Annotated in this window: 22 protein-coding genes; 15 read left to right on the top strand and 7 right to left on the bottom strand. The window is 63.5% G+C overall.

Features of this window, described 5'->3' with window-relative positions; all coding sequences use genetic code 11:
- Positions 1–153 precede the first annotated feature (153 nt).
- A protein-coding gene (locus BMX29_RS12085) for an IS5 family transposase (protein WP_092813152.1) occupies positions 154–911 on the bottom strand; the annotation gives its coding sequence in 2 pieces (ribosomal slippage) (positions 154–587 and positions 587–911; 759 coding nt in all).
- Between the two features lie 253 nt (positions 912–1,164).
- Positions 1,165–2,535: an aminotransferase-like domain-containing protein gene (locus BMX29_RS12080; protein WP_092813170.1), complete on the bottom strand. Its 1,371-nt coding sequence runs from the start codon at positions 2,533–2,535 to the stop codon at positions 1,165–1,167.
- Between the two features lie 198 nt (positions 2,536–2,733).
- On the opposite strand from BMX29_RS12080, the gene BMX29_RS12075 reads away from it, so the two are divergent.
- The 12 genes from BMX29_RS12075 (at position 2,734) to BMX29_RS12020 (ending at position 13,093) form a co-directional block, all read left to right on the top strand.
- Positions 2,734–3,138 carry a DUF983 domain-containing protein gene (locus BMX29_RS12075; RefSeq protein WP_092813149.1) on the top strand — a complete coding sequence of 135 codons (405 nt, stop codon included), beginning with the start codon at positions 2,734–2,736 and terminating at the stop codon, positions 3,136–3,138.
- A 486-nt stretch (positions 3,139–3,624) separates the two neighbouring features.
- The gene (gene trbB / locus BMX29_RS12070) at positions 3,625–4,560 is read left to right on the top strand and encodes a P-type conjugative transfer ATPase TrbB (RefSeq protein ID WP_254702080.1); all 936 of its coding nucleotides are present in this window, start codon (positions 3,625–3,627) and stop codon (positions 4,558–4,560) included.
- Entirely contained in the window at positions 4,557–4,883 is a 327-nt protein-coding gene (locus tag BMX29_RS12065; RefSeq protein WP_092813143.1) for a TrbC/VirB2 family type IV secretion system protein, read from the top strand. Before trbB ends, BMX29_RS12065 begins: the two co-directional genes overlap by 4 nt.
- Positions 4,883–5,152, top strand: coding sequence for a VirB3 family type IV secretion system protein (locus BMX29_RS12060; protein WP_092813140.1), 270 nt, complete (start codon positions 4,883–4,885; stop codon positions 5,150–5,152). The genes BMX29_RS12065 and BMX29_RS12060 overlap by 1 nt, the downstream gene beginning before the upstream one ends.
- Before the next feature lie 4 nt (positions 5,153–5,156).
- A complete protein-coding gene (trbE, locus tag BMX29_RS12055; protein WP_092813137.1) occupies positions 5,157–7,637 on the top strand; it encodes a conjugal transfer protein TrbE in 2,481 nt (826 codons plus the stop codon).
- The gene (gene trbJ / locus BMX29_RS12050) at positions 7,621–8,403 is read left to right on the top strand and encodes a P-type conjugative transfer protein TrbJ (RefSeq protein WP_092813134.1); all 783 of its coding nucleotides are present in this window, start codon (positions 7,621–7,623) and stop codon (positions 8,401–8,403) included. Before trbE ends, trbJ begins: the two co-directional genes overlap by 17 nt.
- 4 nt (positions 8,404–8,407) lie before the next feature.
- The gene (trbK-alt, locus tag BMX29_RS12045; RefSeq protein ID WP_092813131.1) at positions 8,408–8,677 is read left to right on the top strand and encodes a putative entry exclusion protein TrbK-alt; all 270 of its coding nucleotides are present in this window, start codon (positions 8,408–8,410) and stop codon (positions 8,675–8,677) included.
- A gap of 4 nt (positions 8,678–8,681) precedes the next feature.
- Positions 8,682–9,968, top strand: coding sequence for a P-type conjugative transfer protein TrbL (gene trbL / locus BMX29_RS12040; RefSeq protein WP_092813128.1), 1,287 nt, complete (start codon positions 8,682–8,684; stop codon positions 9,966–9,968).
- Positions 9,968–10,651, top strand: coding sequence for a conjugal transfer protein TrbF (gene trbF, locus BMX29_RS12035; protein ID WP_092813125.1), 684 nt, complete (start codon positions 9,968–9,970; stop codon positions 10,649–10,651). Before trbL ends, trbF begins: the two co-directional genes overlap by 1 nt.
- Complete coding sequence (gene trbG, locus BMX29_RS12030; RefSeq protein WP_092813122.1) at positions 10,648–11,628, top strand: P-type conjugative transfer protein TrbG; 981 nt, start codon at positions 10,648–10,650, stop codon at positions 11,626–11,628. Before trbF ends, trbG begins: the two co-directional genes overlap by 4 nt.
- An 86-nt stretch (positions 11,629–11,714) precedes the next feature.
- Complete coding sequence (locus tag BMX29_RS12025) at positions 11,715–12,824, top strand: TraB/TrbI/VirB10 family type IV secretion system protein (RefSeq protein ID WP_092813119.1); 1,110 nt, start codon at positions 11,715–11,717, stop codon at positions 12,822–12,824.
- Positions 12,821–13,093, top strand: coding sequence for a DUF2274 domain-containing protein (locus BMX29_RS12020; RefSeq protein WP_092813113.1), 273 nt, complete (start codon positions 12,821–12,823; stop codon positions 13,091–13,093). The genes BMX29_RS12025 and BMX29_RS12020 overlap by 4 nt, the downstream gene beginning before the upstream one ends.
- A 514-nt stretch (positions 13,094–13,607) precedes the next feature.
- Here the strand turns inward: BMX29_RS12020 and BMX29_RS12015 are convergent.
- The 5 genes from BMX29_RS12015 to BMX29_RS11995 all read right to left on the bottom strand — a co-directional run bounded on the left by BMX29_RS12015 (position 13,608) and on the right by BMX29_RS11995 (position 16,610).
- Positions 13,608–13,919 (bottom strand): SpoIIAA family protein, encoded by a 312-nt coding sequence (locus tag BMX29_RS12015; protein WP_007803481.1) that lies wholly within the window; start codon positions 13,917–13,919, stop codon positions 13,608–13,610.
- Positions 13,891–14,856, bottom strand: a complete 966-nt coding sequence (locus BMX29_RS12010; protein ID WP_007803480.1) for a cation diffusion facilitator family transporter — start codon at positions 14,854–14,856, stop codon at positions 13,891–13,893. Before BMX29_RS12010 ends, BMX29_RS12015 begins: the two co-directional genes overlap by 29 nt.
- Complete coding sequence (locus BMX29_RS12005; protein ID WP_092813110.1) at positions 14,846–15,409, bottom strand: transglutaminase-like domain-containing protein; 564 nt, start codon at positions 15,407–15,409, stop codon at positions 14,846–14,848. The genes BMX29_RS12010 and BMX29_RS12005 overlap by 11 nt, the downstream gene beginning before the upstream one ends.
- A 69-nt stretch (positions 15,410–15,478) precedes the next feature.
- Positions 15,479–16,099, bottom strand: coding sequence for a cation efflux transmembrane domain-containing protein (locus BMX29_RS12000; RefSeq protein ID WP_008327361.1), 621 nt, complete (start codon positions 16,097–16,099; stop codon positions 15,479–15,481).
- Between the two features lie 82 nt (positions 16,100–16,181).
- Positions 16,182–16,610, bottom strand: coding sequence for a MerR family transcriptional regulator (locus tag BMX29_RS11995; protein WP_007803476.1), 429 nt, complete (start codon positions 16,608–16,610; stop codon positions 16,182–16,184).
- 213 nt (positions 16,611–16,823) lie between these two features.
- Between BMX29_RS11995 and BMX29_RS11990 the strand changes: the two genes are divergently transcribed.
- From BMX29_RS11990 to BMX29_RS11980, 3 genes are read left to right on the top strand one after another with little or no spacing between them, the layout of a single operon-like run.
- Positions 16,824–17,390 carry an SCO family protein gene (locus BMX29_RS11990; protein ID WP_007803475.1) on the top strand — a complete coding sequence of 189 codons (567 nt, stop codon included), beginning with the start codon at positions 16,824–16,826 and terminating at the stop codon, positions 17,388–17,390.
- Positions 17,391–17,395: 5 nt separating this feature from the next.
- On the top strand, positions 17,396–17,818 hold the full coding sequence (locus tag BMX29_RS11985; RefSeq protein WP_007803474.1) for a disulfide bond formation protein B: 423 nt from the start codon (positions 17,396–17,398) through the stop codon (positions 17,816–17,818).
- Positions 17,815–18,474, top strand: coding sequence for a DsbA family protein (locus BMX29_RS11980; RefSeq protein ID WP_092813107.1), 660 nt, complete (start codon positions 17,815–17,817; stop codon positions 18,472–18,474). The genes BMX29_RS11985 and BMX29_RS11980 overlap by 4 nt, the downstream gene beginning before the upstream one ends.
- Positions 18,475–18,494 lie beyond the last annotated feature (20 nt).

The following is an 18,494-nucleotide window of genomic DNA, read 5'->3' as shown; positions in this document are numbered from 1 at the left end:
TGTTCGAGACGATGAAAGAGAGACGGTGCTGGCTCGCTAGCAGACGTGGTCAGGCCACAAGGCTCAGACGCCAAACACCGCCCCGTCACCAACCTCGGCCAAGGTTGGTGACGGGGACAGAATAGCGAACCTGAGATACAGAAGGCTCAGGACTCATAGCCAGTAGATGACGGTGGCCGCGAGCGCGATGGCTGACAGGAAGACCTTGGGGCACCGGTCGTAGCGAGTGGCCACACGACGCCAATCCTTGATGCGGCCGAACATGATCTCGATGCGGTGGCGCCTGCGGTATCTTCGCTTGTCGTATTTGATCGATGCCTTGCGTGACTTGCGCGGCGGAATGCAGGCGCGGATTTTGGCGTCTGACAACGCTTTACGGAACCAGTCGGCGTCGTATCCGCGGTCAGCGAGAAGCCAGTCCGCTTTCGGAAATCCGCTCTGGAGCGCCAGCGCGCCCTTGTAGTCGCTGACCTGGCCGGCGGTCACGAAGAGGCGGATGGGGCGGCCCTGCCGGTCAGTGACGGCGTGCAGCTTGGTGTTCATCCCGCCCTTGGGGCGTCCGATCAGGCGGCCACGCCCCCCTTTTGAGCCTGCAGGCTCGAGGCCGTGCGGTGCGCCTTGAGGTAAGTCGCATCGATCATGATTGTCCGGCAATCGGACTGCTCGGCGGCGAGCCCCTCCATGATCCGGGCGAACACGCCCATGCGGCTCCACCTGATCCAGCGATTGTAGAGCGTCTTGTGCGGACCGTATTCACGTGGCGCGTCTCGCCAACGCAAGCCATTGCGATTGATGAATATAATGCCACTGAGCACGCGCTTATCATCCACGCGGGGACGACCATGCGACTTCGGAAAGTAGGGGCGCAGCCGCTCCATCTGCGCATCGCTCAGCCAGTAAAGATCGCTCATCTTCAGCCTCCTTCTAGCGAAGGCTGAATCACGGCACGACCGGCTGATCAATGGGTCCTGAGCCTAGTCCGCGAGCCCACTTCTACAAATTCTGCAGGCAGACAAACGGCCGCTCCTGAGGATCCCGAGCAAACCGGCCCTTTGTATGACATTTTTGCCCATCTAAACCAGACATTCATGCTTCCTGCAGTGAAAACCTACCCTATTATCCACGATAAAAAGCAACTTGCCCCGGACGAGGTCTTGCGGTCGCTTATCCCACCCAGGCATCGGGCTGGAGGGAGTCGGTCATGAGAAGCAGCCCCCTGCGGAGTTCCTCCCGCGAGATGGAGCCGCCAAGGCAGACACGCACATTCTCGTCAGGCCTCCCCAGCACAGTGAACGCATCGGAGGGCATGATGCCGATGTGCCGTCCTGTCAGTCGGCCCATCAGGTCCGCGCGTCCCGCCCCCTCGGGCAGCCGTAGCCAGACGTTGAAGGCATTCGGCGCCGATCGATATTCCAGCCCGGCCAGCAGCTCGGTTGCGATCGCTTGTCGTGCCGCGCTTTCTGCACGGATGTAGCCGATGATTTCATCAGCAGTGCCGTCCTCGATCCAGCGGGTTGCCAGCGCGGAGGAGATCGGTGAAGCCATGACGGCCGTGCTTCGCATGGCGTGCCCCAGGCTGAGGGCGCACCGGCTGGTGGGTGCGGTGCTGTAGGCGAGCCGCAATCCTCCTCCCAAGCACTTCGACAACCCTCCGATATACCAGCTAAGTTCCGGCGCATGAGAGGCGAGGGCCGAAGGCGCATCGGAGGGCACGAAACCGTAAGCGTCATCCTCGATCACGTGGAGTCCGTGCGCGTTCACCACGTCCGCGATCTGCCTTCTGCGCTGCGCCGGAACGGTCAGGGTGGTCGGGTTGTGCAGGGTGGGTGTGAGGTAGAGGGCTTTCGGTCCGTGCTCCCGGATCGCGCAATCGAGCGCGTCCGGGTCAATCCCCTCTTTATCCATGGGCAGCCCCTGGAGGTTCAGACGCAGCCGAGCCGCGATAGCGCGCAGGCCGGGATAGGAGACGGCCTCGCACAAGATCGTGTCGCCGGGCTCGGCCAGAATGGTCAGGATCGCGAGGATGGTCGCATGAGCGCCGGGCGTGATCGCCACGCACTCCGCGTTAGGGCTCAGTCCTCGCTTGCCGAGCCAGGTCATGGCTGCGCTCTTGTCTCGATCGCTTCCGATGGAAGACTGGTATCGAAGCAAAGGCGTCATGTTTTCGCCGACATATCCGAGGCCTTCCCGCATGCGGCGCAGCAGCCGCTCGTCGCGGGGCTCCGGCGGCATGTTCATCGTGAGATCCTCGTTCCGAGCCCGTGCCGGATCAGGACCCGAGGCACGAGTTCGCTGCGCCGTTACGAACGTTCCCCTCCCGACATGACTTTCCACCAGCCCCCGCTTCTGGGCCTCCGAATAGCCACGGGAGACGGTCGTGAAGTCCAAGCCCAGGAGATCCGCAAGCTTTCTCTGTGGCGGCAGACGATCCCCCGGACGAAGCACGCCCCTCTCCAGATCCCGCACGATGGCGTCAGCGATTGCGACGTAGCGTGGACTTCCGTTTTGCGAGATCTCGGGACACCAGTCGTTCATAGCCATACCACTCCATGCCTTTCCCGACACATAGGGTCACCCCTCACGATATTGAAGGCATGATTGTATGCATCGATGCCCCAAAAGCGCCGCAATAATGCGCGGAATGTCGCAGATACAAGATGCAACATATGCCTTCAATTGCCGATCAATGACCCCTATATTCGGGCTGTCATACTCCGAGTCGAGAGGGATGAAATGACCACTTCCGAAACCCGCGAGACGAAGCCGGCCATCCTGCGTGGCCTGCGCCATCGCTGCCCCGCTTGTGGCGAAGGACAGCTTTTTGCGCGCTATCTTAAGGTGAAAAACACCTGCTCCGAATGCGGTGAGGAGTTACACCATCATCGCGCCGACGATGGCCCGGCCTACCTGACCATCCTGATCGTGGGGCACGTGATGGGCTTCGTCCTCCATGGCCTCTTCGGCTACATGCGAGATGATCCCCTGATGCTGGCGCTCGTGCTCTGCACGATCGCGACGGTGCTCGCTCTGTTGATGCTGCCCAGGATGAAGGGGCTGATGGTCGGCTACCAGTGGGCGAAGGAAATGCATGGCTTCAGCAAGTCGCGCGCGCGACTGCCAGAGGCCTCTGAGGCATAGAGCCCCTTTCTCACAGCCAGCATAGCCCCCAGGAGGGGGTGCGGCGCAACTGCCGGCCGACGGCAGCGCAGAGCAATCCCCGCATTTGCGTTACCACCGGAGTCCCGCGATGCGGTCGCTGCTCCCGAAGATTTCACTGCGCACAGTTCGAACGACCGGATCCACAGCTGCGATGCAGCATGAAGATTCGCTGCGCCGCAACAGAAACGCCGCTGCGAGCGCACGCAGCGAGAATCGCGGACTTCTGGAACGGGCTCTGTGCCGGCATTCGCCGCGATAGAACTGAACGGCCGCTATAATGCGGTTTGACGTCTCGAAGGTTGCGCCCGCACTCCCCCTGCCTTTACGCACCACACCCCTACTACGCCTTCACAGCTGTTGCCCGTAGGCCAATAACGGTCTTCTTGATCGGCCTCGTGATCCATCGCGAGGCCAACCATGACCGTTACGTCTTTCAAAACCGAGACGTCTTCCCGCGGCGCACGCATGTTGCGCACCGCCCTTGGGCCTGGCATCGCGGCCTGTCTCGAGGATGCGGGCGTCGTCGAGGTGATGCTGAACCCTGACGGGCGGCTCTGGGTTGACCGGCTGGCAGGGGGGCTGAGCGACACAGGCGCGGTGCTGTCTCCCGCCGATGGCGAGCGCATCATCCGACTTGTCGCGCATCACGTCGGGGCGGAGGTCCATCCCGCGGCCCCGCGTGTTTCGGCTGAATTGCCAGACACCGGCGAGCGCTTCGAGGGTTTGCTGCCCCCAGTGGTTTCCGCGCCCACCTTTGCCATTCGCAAGCCTGCTGTCGCGGTGTTCACCCTCGACGATTATGTTTCCGGCGGCATCCTCTCCGCCGCCGCCGCTAGTCACCTGAGCGACGCGGTCACCAGCCGGGCCAATATTCTTGTCGCGGGCGGGACCTCCACCGGCAAGACAACCCTGACCAATGCGCTCTTGGCGGAGGTCGCCAAGACCTCAGACCGCGTGGTCCTGATCGAGGACACGCGTGAGCTGCAATGCCTGACGCCGAACCTCGTGGCGCTTCGCACCAAGGACGGGGTTGCGAGCCTGTCCGATCTCGTGCGCGCATCGCTGCGGCTGCGGCCTGATCGCATCCCCATCGGCGAGGTGCGCGGGCCGGAAGCGCTCGATCTGCTCAAGGCCTGGGGCACCGGCCATCCGGGCGGGATCGGCACGATCCATGCCGGGACCGCAATCGGCGCTCTTCGGCGTCTCGAGCAGCTGATTCAGGAAGCAGTGGTCACCGTTCCCCGCGCGCTGATCGCAGAGACCATCGACCTGATTGCCGTTCTGTCCGGACGGGGCGCCGAGCGTCGCCTGTCCGAACTTGCTCGTGTCACCGGCCTGACCGCCGCGGGCGATTACGCCCTCACCCCCCTTTTCACACCAAGACAAGGAAGCCATCCATGACCCTTCTGCCATCTTTTCGCACAGCCCTTGGCGCAACCGCCCTCGGCCTCCTCGTCTTCGCCCTGCCTGAGCCGGCGCTCGCCGCCGGGTCCGGCATGCCGTGGGAAGCCCCCTTGCAATCCGTCCTTGAGTCGATCGAAGGCCCGGTCGCCAAGATCGTCGCCGTGATCATCATCATTGTCACGGGCCTGACGCTGGCTTTTGGCGACAGTTCGGGCGGGTTCCGGCGGCTGGTGCAGATCGTTTTCGGCCTTTCCATCGCTTTCGCGGCCTCGAGTTTCTTTCTTTCCTTCTTCTCCTTCGGCGGCGGAGCACTGATCTGATGGAAAACCACACCGACATCCCCGGCTATTTCGCGCCGGTACACCGCGCCCTGATCGATCCGATCCTTTTGGCCGGTGCTCCCCGCACCATCGCCATTGCCAATGGCACCCTGGCGGCCGCCATCGGGCTGGGCCTGCGGCTCTGGCTCGTAGGCCTCGCATTTTGGTTGGTTGGCCACCTCCTCGCAGTCTGGGCCGCGAAGCGAGACGCACAGATCGCTGAAGTGGCGCGGCGGCATCTCCGTTACCCCTCCTGGTTCGGGGTCTGAGCCGATGATGCGTCTGGCCGAATACCGCTCCAAATCCGCCCTACTGGCCGATTTCCTGCCCTGGGCGGCGCTGGTCGCACCCGGCGTCATCCTGAACAAAGACGGCAGCCTGCAACGCACAGCGCGGTTTCGGGGACCGGATCTGGATTCAGCCACGCCCGCCGAACTGGTCGCCACTTCGGCCCGGCTCAACAGCGCGCTGCGACGGCTGGGTTCCGGCTGGGCCGTCTTCGTGGAAGCGCAACGGAACCCCGCGCAGGACTACCCCGCCTCCAAGTTTCCCGATCCTGTCTCCGCCCTCGTCGATGCCGAACGGTGCGCGCAGTTCGAAGAAGCAGGGGCGCATTTCGAGAGCGCGTATTTCCTGACGCTGGTCTGGATGCCGCCCGCGGATGACGCGAGCCGCGCCGAAGGCTGGCTGCTGGAGAACGCCCCAGATCGCCGCACGAGACCACAGGACTTGGTCTCCAGCTTTGTCAGCCGGGCCGACCGGCTGACCGATCTGCTGGACGGTTTCATGCCGGAGATCACCTGGCTCTCCGATGAAGAGACCCTGACCTACCTGCATTCGACCGTTTCGACCCGGCGACAGCGCGTCCGCGTGCCGGAGGTGCCGATGCACCTGGACGCGGTGCTCGCCGATAATCCTCTTGTGGGTGGACTGACACCTCGACTCGGAGCCGCTCATCTCAAGACCCTGACCATCGTCGGGCTACCAAGCGCCACCTGGCCCGGACTGCTCGACGAGTTGAACGCCCAGGGTTTCGAGTATCGCTGGTGCACACGGGCAATCTGCCTCGACAAGACGGATGCCGCCCGGGTGTTCACCCGTATCCGCCGACAGTGGTTTGCTAAGCGCAAGTCGGTGGCTGCGATCCTCAAGGAGGTGATGACCAACGAAGCCTCGACCCTGCTCGACAGTGACGCGGCCAACAAGGCGGCCGACGCGGACGAGGCGCTGCAGGAACTTGGTGCCGATGTAGCGGGCGCGGCCTACGTCACCGCGACGATTACCGTCTGGGACGAAGATGCCCTTACCGCCGAAGCGAAGCTCAAGGCCGCGGAGAAGATCGTGCAGGGGCGCGATTTTACCTGCATCCCGGAAACATTGAACGCGCTCGAGGCCTGGCTCGGCTCCCTGCCCGGCCATCTCTATGCCAATGTCCGTCAGCCACCCATCTCGACGTTGAACCTCGCCCATATGATCCCGATCTCGGCGGTCTGGGCGGGGCCGGACCGGAACGACCATCTGGACGGCCCGCCACTGTTCCACGCCGAAACCGACGGCACGACTCCGTTTCGCTTCTCCACACATGTGGGCGATGTCGGCCATACCTTGATCGTCGGCCCGACCGGGGCGGGCAAATCCGTGCTGCTCGCGCTCATGGCGCTGCAGTTCCGCCGCTACCCGGGCGCGCAGGTCTTCTCCTTCGACTTCGGCGGCTCGATCCGCTGCGCCACGCTGGCCATGGGCGGCGATTGGGAAAACCTCGGCGATGCGCTGGTCGACGAGGACCCCGCCGTGCAGCTGCAACCGCTCGCCGGGATCGATGAGGCCTTGGAACGCGCCTGGGCGCAGGACTGGCTCGCCGGGATCCTCGCACGTGAAGGCGCGACGATCGAACCCGTCGCGCGCGATCACCTCTGGTCGGCTTTGACCTCGCTCGCCTCGGCCCCGCGCGGGGAACGCACGCTGACCGGTCTCTCGGTCCTGCTGCAGTCGACCGACCTCAAACGCGCGCTCAAGCCCTTCTGCCTCGGCGGGCCTTTCGGACGGCTTCTCGATGCTGAGGCCGAGGACCTGGGCAGCGCGGACGTGCTCGCGTTTGAGACCGAAGGGCTGATCGGCTCAGCAGCGGCACCCGCCGTGCTGGCCTATCTCTTCCACCGGATCGAGGCCCGGCTCGACGGGAGGCCCACGATGATCCTGATCGACGAGGGCTGGCTTGCGCTCGATGACGCCAATTTCGGCGGACAGCTGCGCGAATGGCTGAAGACGCTCAGAAAGAAGAACGCCTCAGTGATCTTCGCGACTCAGTCGCTGGCCGATATCGACGGGTCCCTCATCGCGCCTGCCATCGTCGAGAGCTGTCCTACGCGCATCTTCCTACCCAACGAACGGGCCTTTGAGCCGCAGATCTCACGGATCTACCGGAACTTCGGGCTGAACGACCGCCAGATCGACATCGTCGCCCGCGCGACGCCGAAGCAGGACTACTACTGCCAGTCGCGGCGCGGCAACCGGCTCTTCTCGCTGGGGCTCGGTGAGGTGGCGCTGGCCTTCACCGCCGCTTCCTCCAAGGCCGACCAGACCGCCATCACCGAGTTGCTCGCCATCCATGACCGGGACGGCTTTGCCGCCGGCTGGCTGCGCCATCACGGTCTTGATTGGGCCATCGACCTGCTCGGGCCCGACATCGCAACAGCCGATCCGACACCCCCTCACCCTGACCAAAAGGAGACAGAACATGACCCGCAATCCTGAGCGCCCTGCCCGGTTCCACAAACTCGCCGCCGCATTGATGGCCAGCGCCCTCGTCCTAACACCGGTTCTATCGACACCGGCCCAAGCCTTCTTTTTCGGGGGCGGCGGGCGGATCGTCTACGACCCGCGCAACCACGCCGAAAACATCCTCTCGGCCGCCCGCGCGCTGGAGCAGATCAACAACCAGATCGCGCAGCTCCAGAACCAGGCGCAGATGCTGATGAACGACGCGCTGAACCTTGCGAACCTGCCGCATTCCTCGCTGGCGCAGCTGCAGGACGCCATCGGCGAAACCCAGCGACTCCTGGCCGATGCCCAGAGCCTTGCCTTCGACGTAGCCACCATCGAACAGGCATTCGCGCAGGACTACGGTTCTGCCGCAGCGCAAGGTGATTTCGACGCGATGATCGCCGGTGCGCGCGAGCGGTGGGAGACCTCCGTCGCGGGCTTCGAGGACGCGTTGCGCGTGCAGGCCGGGGTCGTGGGCAATATCGACGGCGCGCGCACCCAGATGGACGCGCTCATTCGCGAAAGCCAAGGGGCCGTCGGCGCCCTGCAGGTGGCACAAGCCGGAAACCAACTTCTGGCGCTTCAATCCACGCAGATCGCCGATCTGACCGCTGCCATCGCCGCGCAGAACCGCGCCGAAGCGCTTGAAGCCGCCCGGATCGCCTCCGCCGAGGCGCAGGGCCGCGAGAACCTCGCCCAGTTCCTCGATTACGGCGGCGGCTACACGCCCGGCACCGTGCGCTTCTTCGAGGAGTGAGCACATGGCACTCGACACACCGCGAACTCTGCGCCTTGTCGCCTTCGGTATCGGCGGCCTTGCCGCCCTCGCCGCTGCGCTCGAACTGACACACACCGTCCTGCCCACCGACACCGGGCATGTGGTCAGGGATGACGCCTTGCGCGGCACCCTCGCGCGTTGCCGTGACCTGACGCCCGAAGACTACGCCACCAACACCGAATGCCGCGCCGCCTGGGAGGCGGCCCGGCAGCGCTTCTTCGATCTGGCTCCAGAGCCGGCCGGGACGGAGTGAGGGAATGGGCGGCGTCAGTGTCATCGACCGGTTTCTCGAGGTCTTCGCCTCCTACATCGATTCCGGCTTCGGCCTTCTGGGTGGCGACGTCGTCTTCCTCGCCACCACGCTGATCGTCATCGACATCACGCTGGCGGCCCTCTTCTGGGCCTGGGGTACGGATGACGACATCATTGCCCGGCTGGTGAAGAAGACCCTTTTTGTCGGGGTCTTCGCCTATATCATCGGCAACTGGAACGCGCTGGCCCGGATTGTGTTCGACAGTTTCGCGGGCCTTGGCCTGGTCGCCACCGGCGGCACGATCTCCGCCAGCGAGCTGCTGCAGCCCGGGCGCATCGCGCAGGTCGGGCTTGAGGCCGGGCAGCCGATCCTCGCCTCCATCGCCGACCTCTCCGGGTTCGTCGCCGTCTTCGAGAACTTCATCCAGATCGGGATCCTGTTCTTTGCATGGCTTGTGGTTCTGCTCTCGTTCTTCATCCTCGCAATCCAGCTCTTCGTCACCCTGATCGAATTCAAGCTGGCCACGCTGGCAGGCTTCATCCTCGTGCCCTTCGGCCTCTTCAACAAGACCGCCTTCATGGCCGAACGCGTGCTGGGCCTCGTCATTTCCTCCGGTGTCAAGGTGCTGGTGCTGGCCGTGATCGTCGGCATCGGCTCCACCATCTTCAGCGAATTCACCGCCGGATTCGCGGGTGAACCCACGATCAACGACGCCATGTCGGTGGTTCTTGGCGCACTGGCGCTCCTCGCTCTTGGCATCTTCGGACCGGGCATCGCCAATGGTATCGTCTCTGGCGGGCCGCAACTTGGCGCAGGCGCCGCGGTCGGCACCGGTATCGCCGTGGGCGGGGCTGCAGTCGCCGGTGTCGCAGGAACCCGGATTGCCCTTGGCACCGGTGGCGCGGCCTTGCGTGGTGCCAGTGCGGTTGGCAGCGGAACCGCCACTGCCTATCAGCTTGGCGCCGCATCGCGCAGCACGGCACTGGGCAAGTCTGTTGGCGGCGTAGCCGCTGTCGGCAAGACCGGTGCCGTCGCCGCGTTCAGCCCGCTCCGGCGCGCGATCTCGGACGGCGCTGGGACCGGCGCCCGCACCGCCTATGCAGCCACAGGCGGTCGATTTGCGGGGAGCACCATGCCCGCCCCGGCGAATGATGGCCCGCCCGACTGGGCGCGGCGGATGAAGCGCCAGCAATCGCTCCAGCACGGCCTGTCGACGGCTGCCCATGCGCTCCGCTCCGGCGATCATGGCGGTGGCGGCACGGTCGTGAGTCTCTCCGAAAGGTCCTCCTGATGTTCCGACGACCCAGCGTCCGATACGGCACCACGCCCGAGCCCGTCACCCCCTACCAGAAGGCAGCCCAGGTCTGGGACGAGCGCATCGGCTCCGCCCGCGTCCAGGCCCGCAACTGGCGCCTCATGGCAATGGGCTGCCTCGCCCTGTCCGCCGGGCTCAGCGCGGCCCTCGCCTGGCAATCGACGCGCAGCAGCGTCGTTCCTTACGTGGTCGAGGTCGACAACCTCGGTGCGGCCCAAGCTGTCGCCCCGGCGCTCGCCGAATATCGTCCGACCGATCCGCAGATCGCCTGGCATGTTGCCCGCTTCGTCGAGCATGTCCGGCAGGTCCCGGCCGATCCGATCGTGCTGCGCCAGAACTGGCTACGCGCCTACGATTTCGCCACGGATCGCGGCGCTGTCGCGCTGAATGACCATGCCCGGGTGAACGATCCCTTCGCGCAGGTCGGCGACACGCAGATTTCCATCGAGGTCTCGAGTGTCATTCGCGCCTCGGACACAAGCTTCCGCGTCGCCTGGATCGAGCGCCGCTACGAAAACGGTCAGCTCGCCACAACCGAACGCTGGACCGCCATCCTGACCGTCGTGATCCAGCCGCCGCGCGATGCGGAGCGCCTGCGGTCAAACCCGCTTGGCGTCTATGTCCATGCCATCAACTGGTCGAGGGAGAATGCCCAATGAGACGACTTCGCCCCATCCCCGTTCTTCTTCTCGCGGCCACGGCGCTGACCGCCTGCACGGGGCAGCGCCCACCCGAAATCGCCTATGACGACCAGGTTCCGGCCCTCGCTCCGCCGCCGGCACCTCCCCCGGCCGAGGGGCCGCCCCGCCCGGTTCACACGCCGCCAGCGTGGACGCCCTCCCGTGGCGGCGATCCGGAAGCGGATACGCCGGAAGCGCGCATCATCGCCGCCAATGCCGTCGCCCGGGTCGAACCCCGCCAGCAGGGCTATTACAACGCCATGCAGGTTTTTCCGTGGAGCGAAGGCGCGCTCTACCAGGTCTATGCTGCACCCGGGCAGATCACGAATATTGCGCTCGAACCTGGCGAACGCCTGACCGGCCCCGGCCCGATCGCGGCGGGCGACACCGCGCGCTGGATCATCGGCGACACCACCAGCGGCGCGGGTCGCACCGAGCGCGTCCATATCCTCGTGAAACCCACCCGCCCCGACATCTCCACCAATCTCGTCGTCAACACCGACCGGCGCACCTATCACATCGAGTTGCACGCCGACGAGGAGACTTGGATGCCCAGCGTTGCATGGGCCTATCCAGAGGTGCGATCCACGCCCCGCACCCCGACAATTCGCCGTCCGGCGATCCCGCCCGAGGGCGAGCGGCACTATCGCTATGGCCTGCAGGGCGATGCCCCACCCTGGCGGCCGGTCTCCGTCTTCGACGATGGACGGCGTGTCTATCTCGTCTTCCCCCCCGGCATCGCCCAGGGCGAAATGCCCCCGCTCTTCGTGATCGGCGCGGATGGACGCGGCCAGATCGTCAACACCCGCGTTCTCGGCAACGTGCTGATCGTGGACCGCCTGTTCGGGGCCGCGGAACTGCGTCTCGGCGAAAGACAACAGCAGGTCGTGCGGATCATACGGACAGATGGCGATCAGCGCCCGCCGCGCCCGCCCCAGCCGGAGGCGGAGCGATGACACAAGCCCCTGACATGCCGGAGCCACCACGGACCGAGGAAAACATCGCCCAGGAGCTTCGCCTCAGGCCCGATCCGCCCCGTGTCATGCGCCTGTCCCGCCGGGCCATCGCCCTTGCCACCGCAATCGGCGGACTTGGCCTTGGCGCGATCCTCATCGTGGCGCTGCAGAACAACCGGCAGGAGGGCAGCCAGACCGAGCTCTTTTCCACCGAACGCATTCAGGCGGCTGAAGGGCTGTCCACATTGCCTCGGGATTACGCCGATGTCCCGCGTCTCGGCCCACCCTTGCCCGGTGAGTTGGGCCGCGCCATCCTTGGGGCGCAAGATCGGGGCCAGCCGGTCCCGGCACCGCCCCTTTCCGGTCCATTGGCCCCCACAGTCGATCCGGAGGAACAACGCCGCCTTCAGGAACTCGACGCCGCCCGGCTGAGCGCCCTTTTTGCCGAGGCGCAAACCGTGCCGCGCGGCGGAGCACAGGCCACACCGACGCCCCCCGCGACCGGCGCGCTCTTCCCCTCCACTTTGGGCAGCCCGACGGCAAACGATCCGGTCTCAAACCGGGAGGCGTTCCTCACCCGTCCCGGAAACACAGACACCGTCAGTGCGCAGCGCATGGTTCCGCCGCCCAGCCCCTACATCCTGCAGGCCGGAACGGTGATCCCAGCCGCCCTGATCACCGGCCTGCGCTCCGATCTACCCGGTCAGATCTCGGCCCAGGTGACCTCGAATGTCTACGACAGCCCGTCCGGGCGATACCTGCTGATCCCGCAAGGCGCGCGCCTGCTGGGAGAATACGACAGCCGCATCGCCTTTGGCCAAAGCCGTATTCTTCTGGTTTGGACCCGCCTCATCCTTCCGGATGGTCGCTCCATTGTGCTGGAACGCGCGCCCGGCACTGACGGAACAGGCGCGTCCGGCCTGCAGGACCGGGTCAACTACCATTGGGGTCGCGTCTTCCTGGCCGCTGGCCTCGCCACGATCCTGAACCTCGGCCTGGAAAGTGGCGCAGAAACCGAAGACGATGTCGCCCGTGCCATCCGCGAGGCCGCGCAGGACACGATCGGACGGACCGGGGACGAGATCGTCCGCCAGCAGCTCGCCGTCCCGCCGACACTGACCATCCGCCCGGGCTTCCCCGTCCGCGTCATGGTCACCCGCGACCTGATCCTCGAGCCTCTGGGAGAAGTGCGATGACGAAGCTGAAGCTTGGTCCGATCCATGACGACAAACCGGTCAAGCTGACCGTGGAACTTCCCGCCGATGTGCACCGCGACCTTTGCGACTACGCGGCTGTCCTGGGCCACCAGACCGGCCAGGATCTTGAGCCCGCCCGCCTCGTCGCACCCATGCTCGACCGCTTCATGGCCACGGACCGCGGGTTCGCCGCAGCGCGCAAGACGGGCTCAAAGGCGAACCGCAAGAAAGCAGACCCATCGAAGCCACTGGATACTGATCAGGGCTAAGTATCTGTGAAATCGAAAGTCTCTTGGCGAACCGCATTGCACACGGATCGCACATAGGCACCCCCTACCCGCCTGAAGTTGCGACGGAGTTGAGCCCATCCTCCATCGTTAAGACAAAGTTTGAGGCTTCCAATGCATTTTTGCGAAATTTGCTGGCTTCAAGCCAATTGGATGGAAAGATAGTCTAAGCCCAAACCAAGCGGATTCGATCTTATGTCAAGTTTATTGGCTGCGGGTAATGAAGTTTATGTTAACCAACTGGCGCCCTGAGCCGCTAAAACATTACGATTTGATAATGCCCCGGCAAGGGCAGTGCCACCGTACCAAAGTTACTCCTTTGCGAAAGGAGCGACCATGTTCAGAACTTTCGGATTGCTCTTGGGTCTCGCAACTGCTGTAGTTCTTTTGTTTATGGTTTCGAACAGATGCTGTCTTCTGCGAAGGCATCTGATTGAAAGCTACTCTACCTTTCACTTGCCCAGGCGATTGCCGCCTTCATTTCCGCCGGGTCGAACTAACGGAGTTCTGCCGTGGTCAGCACGTCGGCGAACCTGGTTCCCCACTCCAACAAAGCCCCTTCGCCCACCACAGCGACGCGGCGGAAGTCATTCCTATGGGCTGTGTCGATTTTCAGATCTTCGAGCAGAGCGGACGGCCCATCGTAGCCTTCGAACCTCGTGAGATCGAGAACCAGGCCGGGCTTACTTGTCTCTTGCAGGCGCTCATGAAGCAGGGCGTGCATCCGTTTCAGGTCGCTTTCGCTGAGCTTGCCCTCGCAGGCGAGGCCAATCGTGTCGTCATGAGCTGTCAGTGTCTCGGTGAACATGGTTTTCCTCCTCTTTTTCCGGTTTGCCGTGACCGTAAAGGTCAGCGTTTTCGTGTGCGCGGTCTTCGTGCTCAAATTCCAGACTCGAATGACCGATGCTGAAATCGTCCTTCAGCCGGTCCTTGATCGCGGCCTTGATCTTTTCGATTTGACCCCAGCCGTCCGCTGTCAGCACGACGTGGCAGTCCAGAGCCGCCTCGTGCTCCTGCATCTGCCACAGATGCACGTGATGAACGTCCGCGACACCATCCACACCCCGCATCGCCTGAACGACGGTTTCATTATCGATGTCCGGTGGACTGCCGAGCATCAGCGTCCGAATCGGACCGCCGATCTCGGTAAATGCGAGGTAGAGGATGTAGAGAGCGATGCCGATGGTGATCGCCGGGTCGACCCACCGCATGTTGTAGAGGAGGATGAGCGAGCCGCCGATGATGACCGCCACGGAGGCCAAAGCGTCCGATAGGTTGTGCAGGAAGAGCGCACGGATGTTCACGCTGCCTTTCTGCATCGAATAGGTGAGCAGCGCCGTCAACGTGTCGACGACCAGTGCCACACCGCCCAGGATCACCACCGTCCAGCCCTGTACCTCTGGTGGGTCGATCATGCGCATGCCACCCTCGTAGATCAGGTAGAAGCCGATCAGGATAAGTGTCGTGTAGTTGATGAGCGCTGCGACGATTTCTACCCGCCCATAGCCGAAGGTCATGCGCTTGTCCGCCGGGCGGCGAGCGATCTTACGCGCGAAGAAGGCGATCACCAGCGACGCCATGTCCGAGAAATTGTGGAGGGCATCCGCGATCAGCGCGAGGCTGCCGGAAAGGATCCCGCCGACGATCTGCGCGACCGTCAGGAGGCCGTTGGCCCAGATGGCGATGGAGACGCGACGATCACCGGATTGAGGATCGATGTGGGCGTGGCCGTGATCATGCGGCACGGTTCGTCTCCTCATGGCGGTGGTTCGGCCGATCGAATCCGGGGACCGGCGGCAAGATTCCGCGGCGGATGCGGCGAACCCTGGCATTCATCCAGTGACGGATGACGTGGCGATAGAGCAAGTCGCGCACAAATCCGAAGTTCTGGCGGTGATTGACCCATCCGTCGCCCAAGTCCACCTCTACCCAGGAGTGGAGGATTTCGGACGGCGCGAGGGGATAGACGAGTTCCGGAACGACGCCTCTCTGAAGCGCCTTGTGGATTGTGAACCCGTGCAGTCGGCAGCGAACTCCCACGCCACGCAGCAGGGCCATGAGGAGCGTGCCCTTGGTGTTGCACTGCCCGTGGCCATCTGCGAGGACCTCGGACGCCGGAATGTCGTCGGCGCGGTTGTAGCCGAAGGTAATCTCGTTCCTGACGAAATCGTAGATGGCCCCAATTCGGTCGTCGCTGGGAAGGTCTGCCCAGCCGCGCTCCTCGGTCAGTTTTGCAATTGAGGTCGCGTCAAAATCCAGCAGCCGGGTTTTGGCCAAATGAGGGTCGGCGGGGTTCACGGGATATCTCCTCGAATCGTTCACGAGAATATGTAGTTGCTACAGTCACTGTAGCTTCAAGCCCCGATTTCAGGCCGAGTCCTTGGTTACCTGATCGTCATTGTGCACCGCCTTGTGGTGTTCACCATGCGCGTCTCTCAGGATTCCGACGCCACCCCAGGCCGCGATGCCGGCGACAATCACGCCCACGACAAGGTCCGGCCAATTCGTTCCGAGCCAGGCTACGAGCCCGCCTGCGACGACGATTCCGAGATTGGCCGCGAAGTCGTTCCAGCTGAACGTATTCGCCGCTCGGATGTTTACGTCTGGATCGCGAAGCCGTGCCAGCAGCCAGACGCAAAGTGCGTTGATGGCCGCCGCTACCAGCGCCATGACAATCATGATCGTGCCAAGAGGATCCGATCCGCCGACGTAGCGGCGCCACGCGTCATACAGGATTCCAAGGGCGAAGAGGATCAGCAGGCCGCCCGAAACGTTCGCCGCTCCGCGCTTCCACTTGGCGGAGCGGGACAGCGCGAAGAGGCTGATCGCGTAGACGAAACTGTCCGACAGATTGTCGAGGCCATTGGCGATAAGCGCGCTTGACTCGCCGAATGCGCCCGAGGCGAAGAAAGCGACTGCCAGCCCGATGTTGAGACCCAGCACGATCCAGAGTGTGCGTCTTTCCGTTGCGTTTCTCTGCTCCGCCATGCCGGGTATCCAAATTAGTGAATTGCCAATGAGTAACTAACACCGGGCTTTTTGCGTTCCGATCAAAGGTCGTCGAAATTGCTCAGGCGCCGATCTCTTCATGGTCGGTCAGGCATTCGGAATGGTCGCGCAGTACCTCGAGCACACGGCAATCAGAAGTCTGTCCGCCGCTGCACTCATGCACCATCCGCTTCAATTCCGTCCGCAGCGCCTCGAGCCGCGCCAATCGTTGCTCGACCTGTTTGAGTTGCCGACGGGCTATTGCATCCGCCTCAGCGCAGGACTTTCCCGGATGATCGCTGAGATCGAGGAGCTCACGGATCGCGTCCAACGAGAACCCCAGTTGCCGTGCGTGCCGGACGAATGACAAGCGGTCGAGTTCGGCGTCGCCATAGCGTCGTTGGCCCCCCTCGGTCCTGCCGGGCTCAGGCATAAGTCCGATCTGCTCGTAATACCGGATGGTCTGCACCTTTGTTCCGGTCTTCTTCGCCAGCGTCCCAATCGTCAGCATTTCCGCTCCCCACATTACCTACAGTGGGTGTAGCTTTATGCGGTGCGCATCACAAGCTTCACCCGAGTTTCACAGATCGGTGATTGTTGGCCGATCGATGACAATCACGCTTGAACCTACAGTAGCTAGAGGATGTAAACGCACACAAAATATAGGATCAGGTTCGGGCGGAGCGGCGTGAGGCTTTCAGGTCTTCAGAAGGTATTGTGGGTGTTGGCGGGCGCGGCGGCGTTCGTTTTCATCTGGCTGTTGCTATGGTCCGACTACCGTGCCGATCTTGCCCGCACCGAGAGTGAACCACCGTTTCTTGCTGATTTCGAACTGACCGATCATCGCGGCATGGTCCAAACGGACGAAGATTTCGCAGGGCGCTGGATGCTGGTCTTCTTTGGCTTCACCAATTGCCCCGACGTCTGTCCGACAACACTGTCCGAAGTCGCGGCCGTGATGGAGGGCCTGGGCGATGAGGCAGCAATGGTTCAGCCGATTTTCATAACGATTGATCCGGAGCGGGATACGCCGACTGCACTTGCCGAGTATGTGCCCCTGTTCGACGCAGGGATCATCGGGCTGACCGGTACACCGGAGCAGATCGCCGCGACATCCGAAACCTTTCCGATATTCTTTGAGCGGATCGAGCAGGCGACTGCGCCGGGCGGATACACGATGGGTCACACGTCGCATCTTTTCCTTTTCGACACGCAAGCAGGCTTCGCGGACTCCTGGCCCTACGGCACGCCCGCCGAAGAGATCCTCGCCGATCTGAGACAGAGGATCTGATCGTCATGACCCGACTTTCCGGAGAGACGGCCCTTGGCCTGGCCTGGATCATCGCGCTCACCGCGTCGCTTGCCGTGCTCTTCATCGGCGAGGTTCTGGGGCAGACACCTTGCGTGCTCTGCTGGTTCCAGCGTGCCTTCATGTTCCCCTTGGCCATCATCCTCGGGCTTGGGCTGTGGTGGCAGGATCGGCGCGTGGGTCGCTACGGGATCGCGCTGGCTTTGGGCGGTGCCGCCGTCGCGCTTTGGCACTTGGGCCTCTATGTCGGCGTTATCCCCGAGCGTATCCAGCCCTGCACGGCGACCGGCCCATCCTGTACCGACGACAATCAACTGGTCTTCGGCATTCCGATTCCTTTGATGGCGCTCGTCGCCTTCGCGATGATCGGTCTGCTGTCGGCTCTCTCACTGAAGGAAACACAAAAATGAAACGACGCGGCCTCATCCTGTCCGTTCTCGCGCTCGGGGTCGCCGGTTTCGGCGGTGCCGCCTGGTATGCCACCCGCCCCGAACCGATTGCCGCGTCCGATCCCATCGACCCTGAAATGGCCGACGCGCTGATCCGACCCTATTCCCCGATCCTCGGGCCCGAGGATGCGCCCGTAACCATCGTTGAATTCTTCGACCCGGCCTGCGAGGCATGCCGCGCTTTCTATCCGGTCGTCGAGGATATCATGGCGGAGCACGGAGACGCGGTGCGCGTTGTAATCCGCTATACGCCTTTTCACGGCGAGGCGTCGGTAGAAGCGATCCGTGTGCTCGAGGCGGCGCGCATGCAGGACGTGTTTGAACCTGTGCTCGAGGCAGTCTTGCGAGAGCAGCCCAGATGGGCGTCTCACGGGACCCCGGCACCCGGATTGATCCTTGAGATTGCAGCAAGCGGAGGTCTGGATGTCGAAGCTGCCCGGACACAGATGCTGGCCCCCGGTGTTGTGGCGGTGCTCAACCAGGACCGCGCCGATGTCGAGACAGTCGGGGTCCGCCAAACGCCCACGTTCTTCGTGAACGGCAAGCCTCTCGATCCGTTCGGTGAGGCCGAATTGCGGAGGCTGGTGGCAGTGGAAGTTGCGGCAAGCCAAAGCTGATTTGCGGAGGCAGGAGAAAC

Source organism: Roseivivax marinus (assembly GCF_900109705.1).
GTDB classification, from domain to species: Bacteria; Pseudomonadota; Alphaproteobacteria; order Rhodobacterales; family Rhodobacteraceae; genus Roseivivax; species Roseivivax marinus.
This window is presented reverse-complemented; position numbering and strand designations above follow the sequence as displayed.

Excerpts from the sequence above, each read along its gene's own strand:
- BMX29_RS12080 (WP_092813170.1), bottom strand. The coding sequence starts at position 2,535 with ATGAACGACTGGTGTCCCGAGATCTCGCAAAACGGAAGTCCACGCTAC.
- BMX29_RS12075 (WP_092813149.1), top strand. The coding sequence starts at position 2,734 with ATGACCACTTCCGAAACCCGCGAGACGAAGCCGGCCATCCTGCGTGGC.
- trbB (WP_254702080.1), top strand. The coding sequence starts at position 3,625 with ATGTTGCGCACCGCCCTTGGGCCTGGCATCGCGGCCTGTCTCGAGGAT.
- BMX29_RS12065 (WP_092813143.1), top strand. The coding sequence starts at position 4,557 with ATGACCCTTCTGCCATCTTTTCGCACAGCCCTTGGCGCAACCGCCCTC.
- BMX29_RS12060 (WP_092813140.1), top strand. The coding sequence starts at position 4,883 with ATGGAAAACCACACCGACATCCCCGGCTATTTCGCGCCGGTACACCGC.
- trbE (WP_092813137.1), top strand. The coding sequence starts at position 5,157 with ATGATGCGTCTGGCCGAATACCGCTCCAAATCCGCCCTACTGGCCGAT.
- trbJ (WP_092813134.1), top strand. The coding sequence starts at position 7,621 with ATGACCCGCAATCCTGAGCGCCCTGCCCGGTTCCACAAACTCGCCGCC.
- trbK-alt (WP_092813131.1), top strand. The coding sequence starts at position 8,408 with ATGGCACTCGACACACCGCGAACTCTGCGCCTTGTCGCCTTCGGTATC.
- trbL (WP_092813128.1), top strand. The coding sequence starts at position 8,682 with ATGGGCGGCGTCAGTGTCATCGACCGGTTTCTCGAGGTCTTCGCCTCC.
- trbF (WP_092813125.1), top strand. The coding sequence starts at position 9,968 with ATGTTCCGACGACCCAGCGTCCGATACGGCACCACGCCCGAGCCCGTC.
- trbG (WP_092813122.1), top strand. The coding sequence starts at position 10,648 with ATGAGACGACTTCGCCCCATCCCCGTTCTTCTTCTCGCGGCCACGGCG.
- BMX29_RS12025 (WP_092813119.1), top strand. The coding sequence starts at position 11,715 with ATGCGCCTGTCCCGCCGGGCCATCGCCCTTGCCACCGCAATCGGCGGA.
- BMX29_RS12020 (WP_092813113.1), top strand. The coding sequence starts at position 12,821 with ATGACGAAGCTGAAGCTTGGTCCGATCCATGACGACAAACCGGTCAAG.
- BMX29_RS12015 (WP_007803481.1), bottom strand. The coding sequence starts at position 13,919 with ATGTTCACCGAGACACTGACAGCTCATGACGACACGATTGGCCTCGCC.
- BMX29_RS12000 (WP_008327361.1), bottom strand. The coding sequence starts at position 16,099 with ATGGCGGAGCAGAGAAACGCAACGGAAAGACGCACACTCTGGATCGTG.
- BMX29_RS11995 (WP_007803476.1), bottom strand. The coding sequence starts at position 16,610 with ATGCTGACGATTGGGACGCTGGCGAAGAAGACCGGAACAAAGGTGCAG.
- BMX29_RS11985 (WP_007803474.1), top strand. The coding sequence starts at position 17,396 with ATGACCCGACTTTCCGGAGAGACGGCCCTTGGCCTGGCCTGGATCATC.
- BMX29_RS11980 (WP_092813107.1), top strand. The coding sequence starts at position 17,815 with ATGAAACGACGCGGCCTCATCCTGTCCGTTCTCGCGCTCGGGGTCGCC.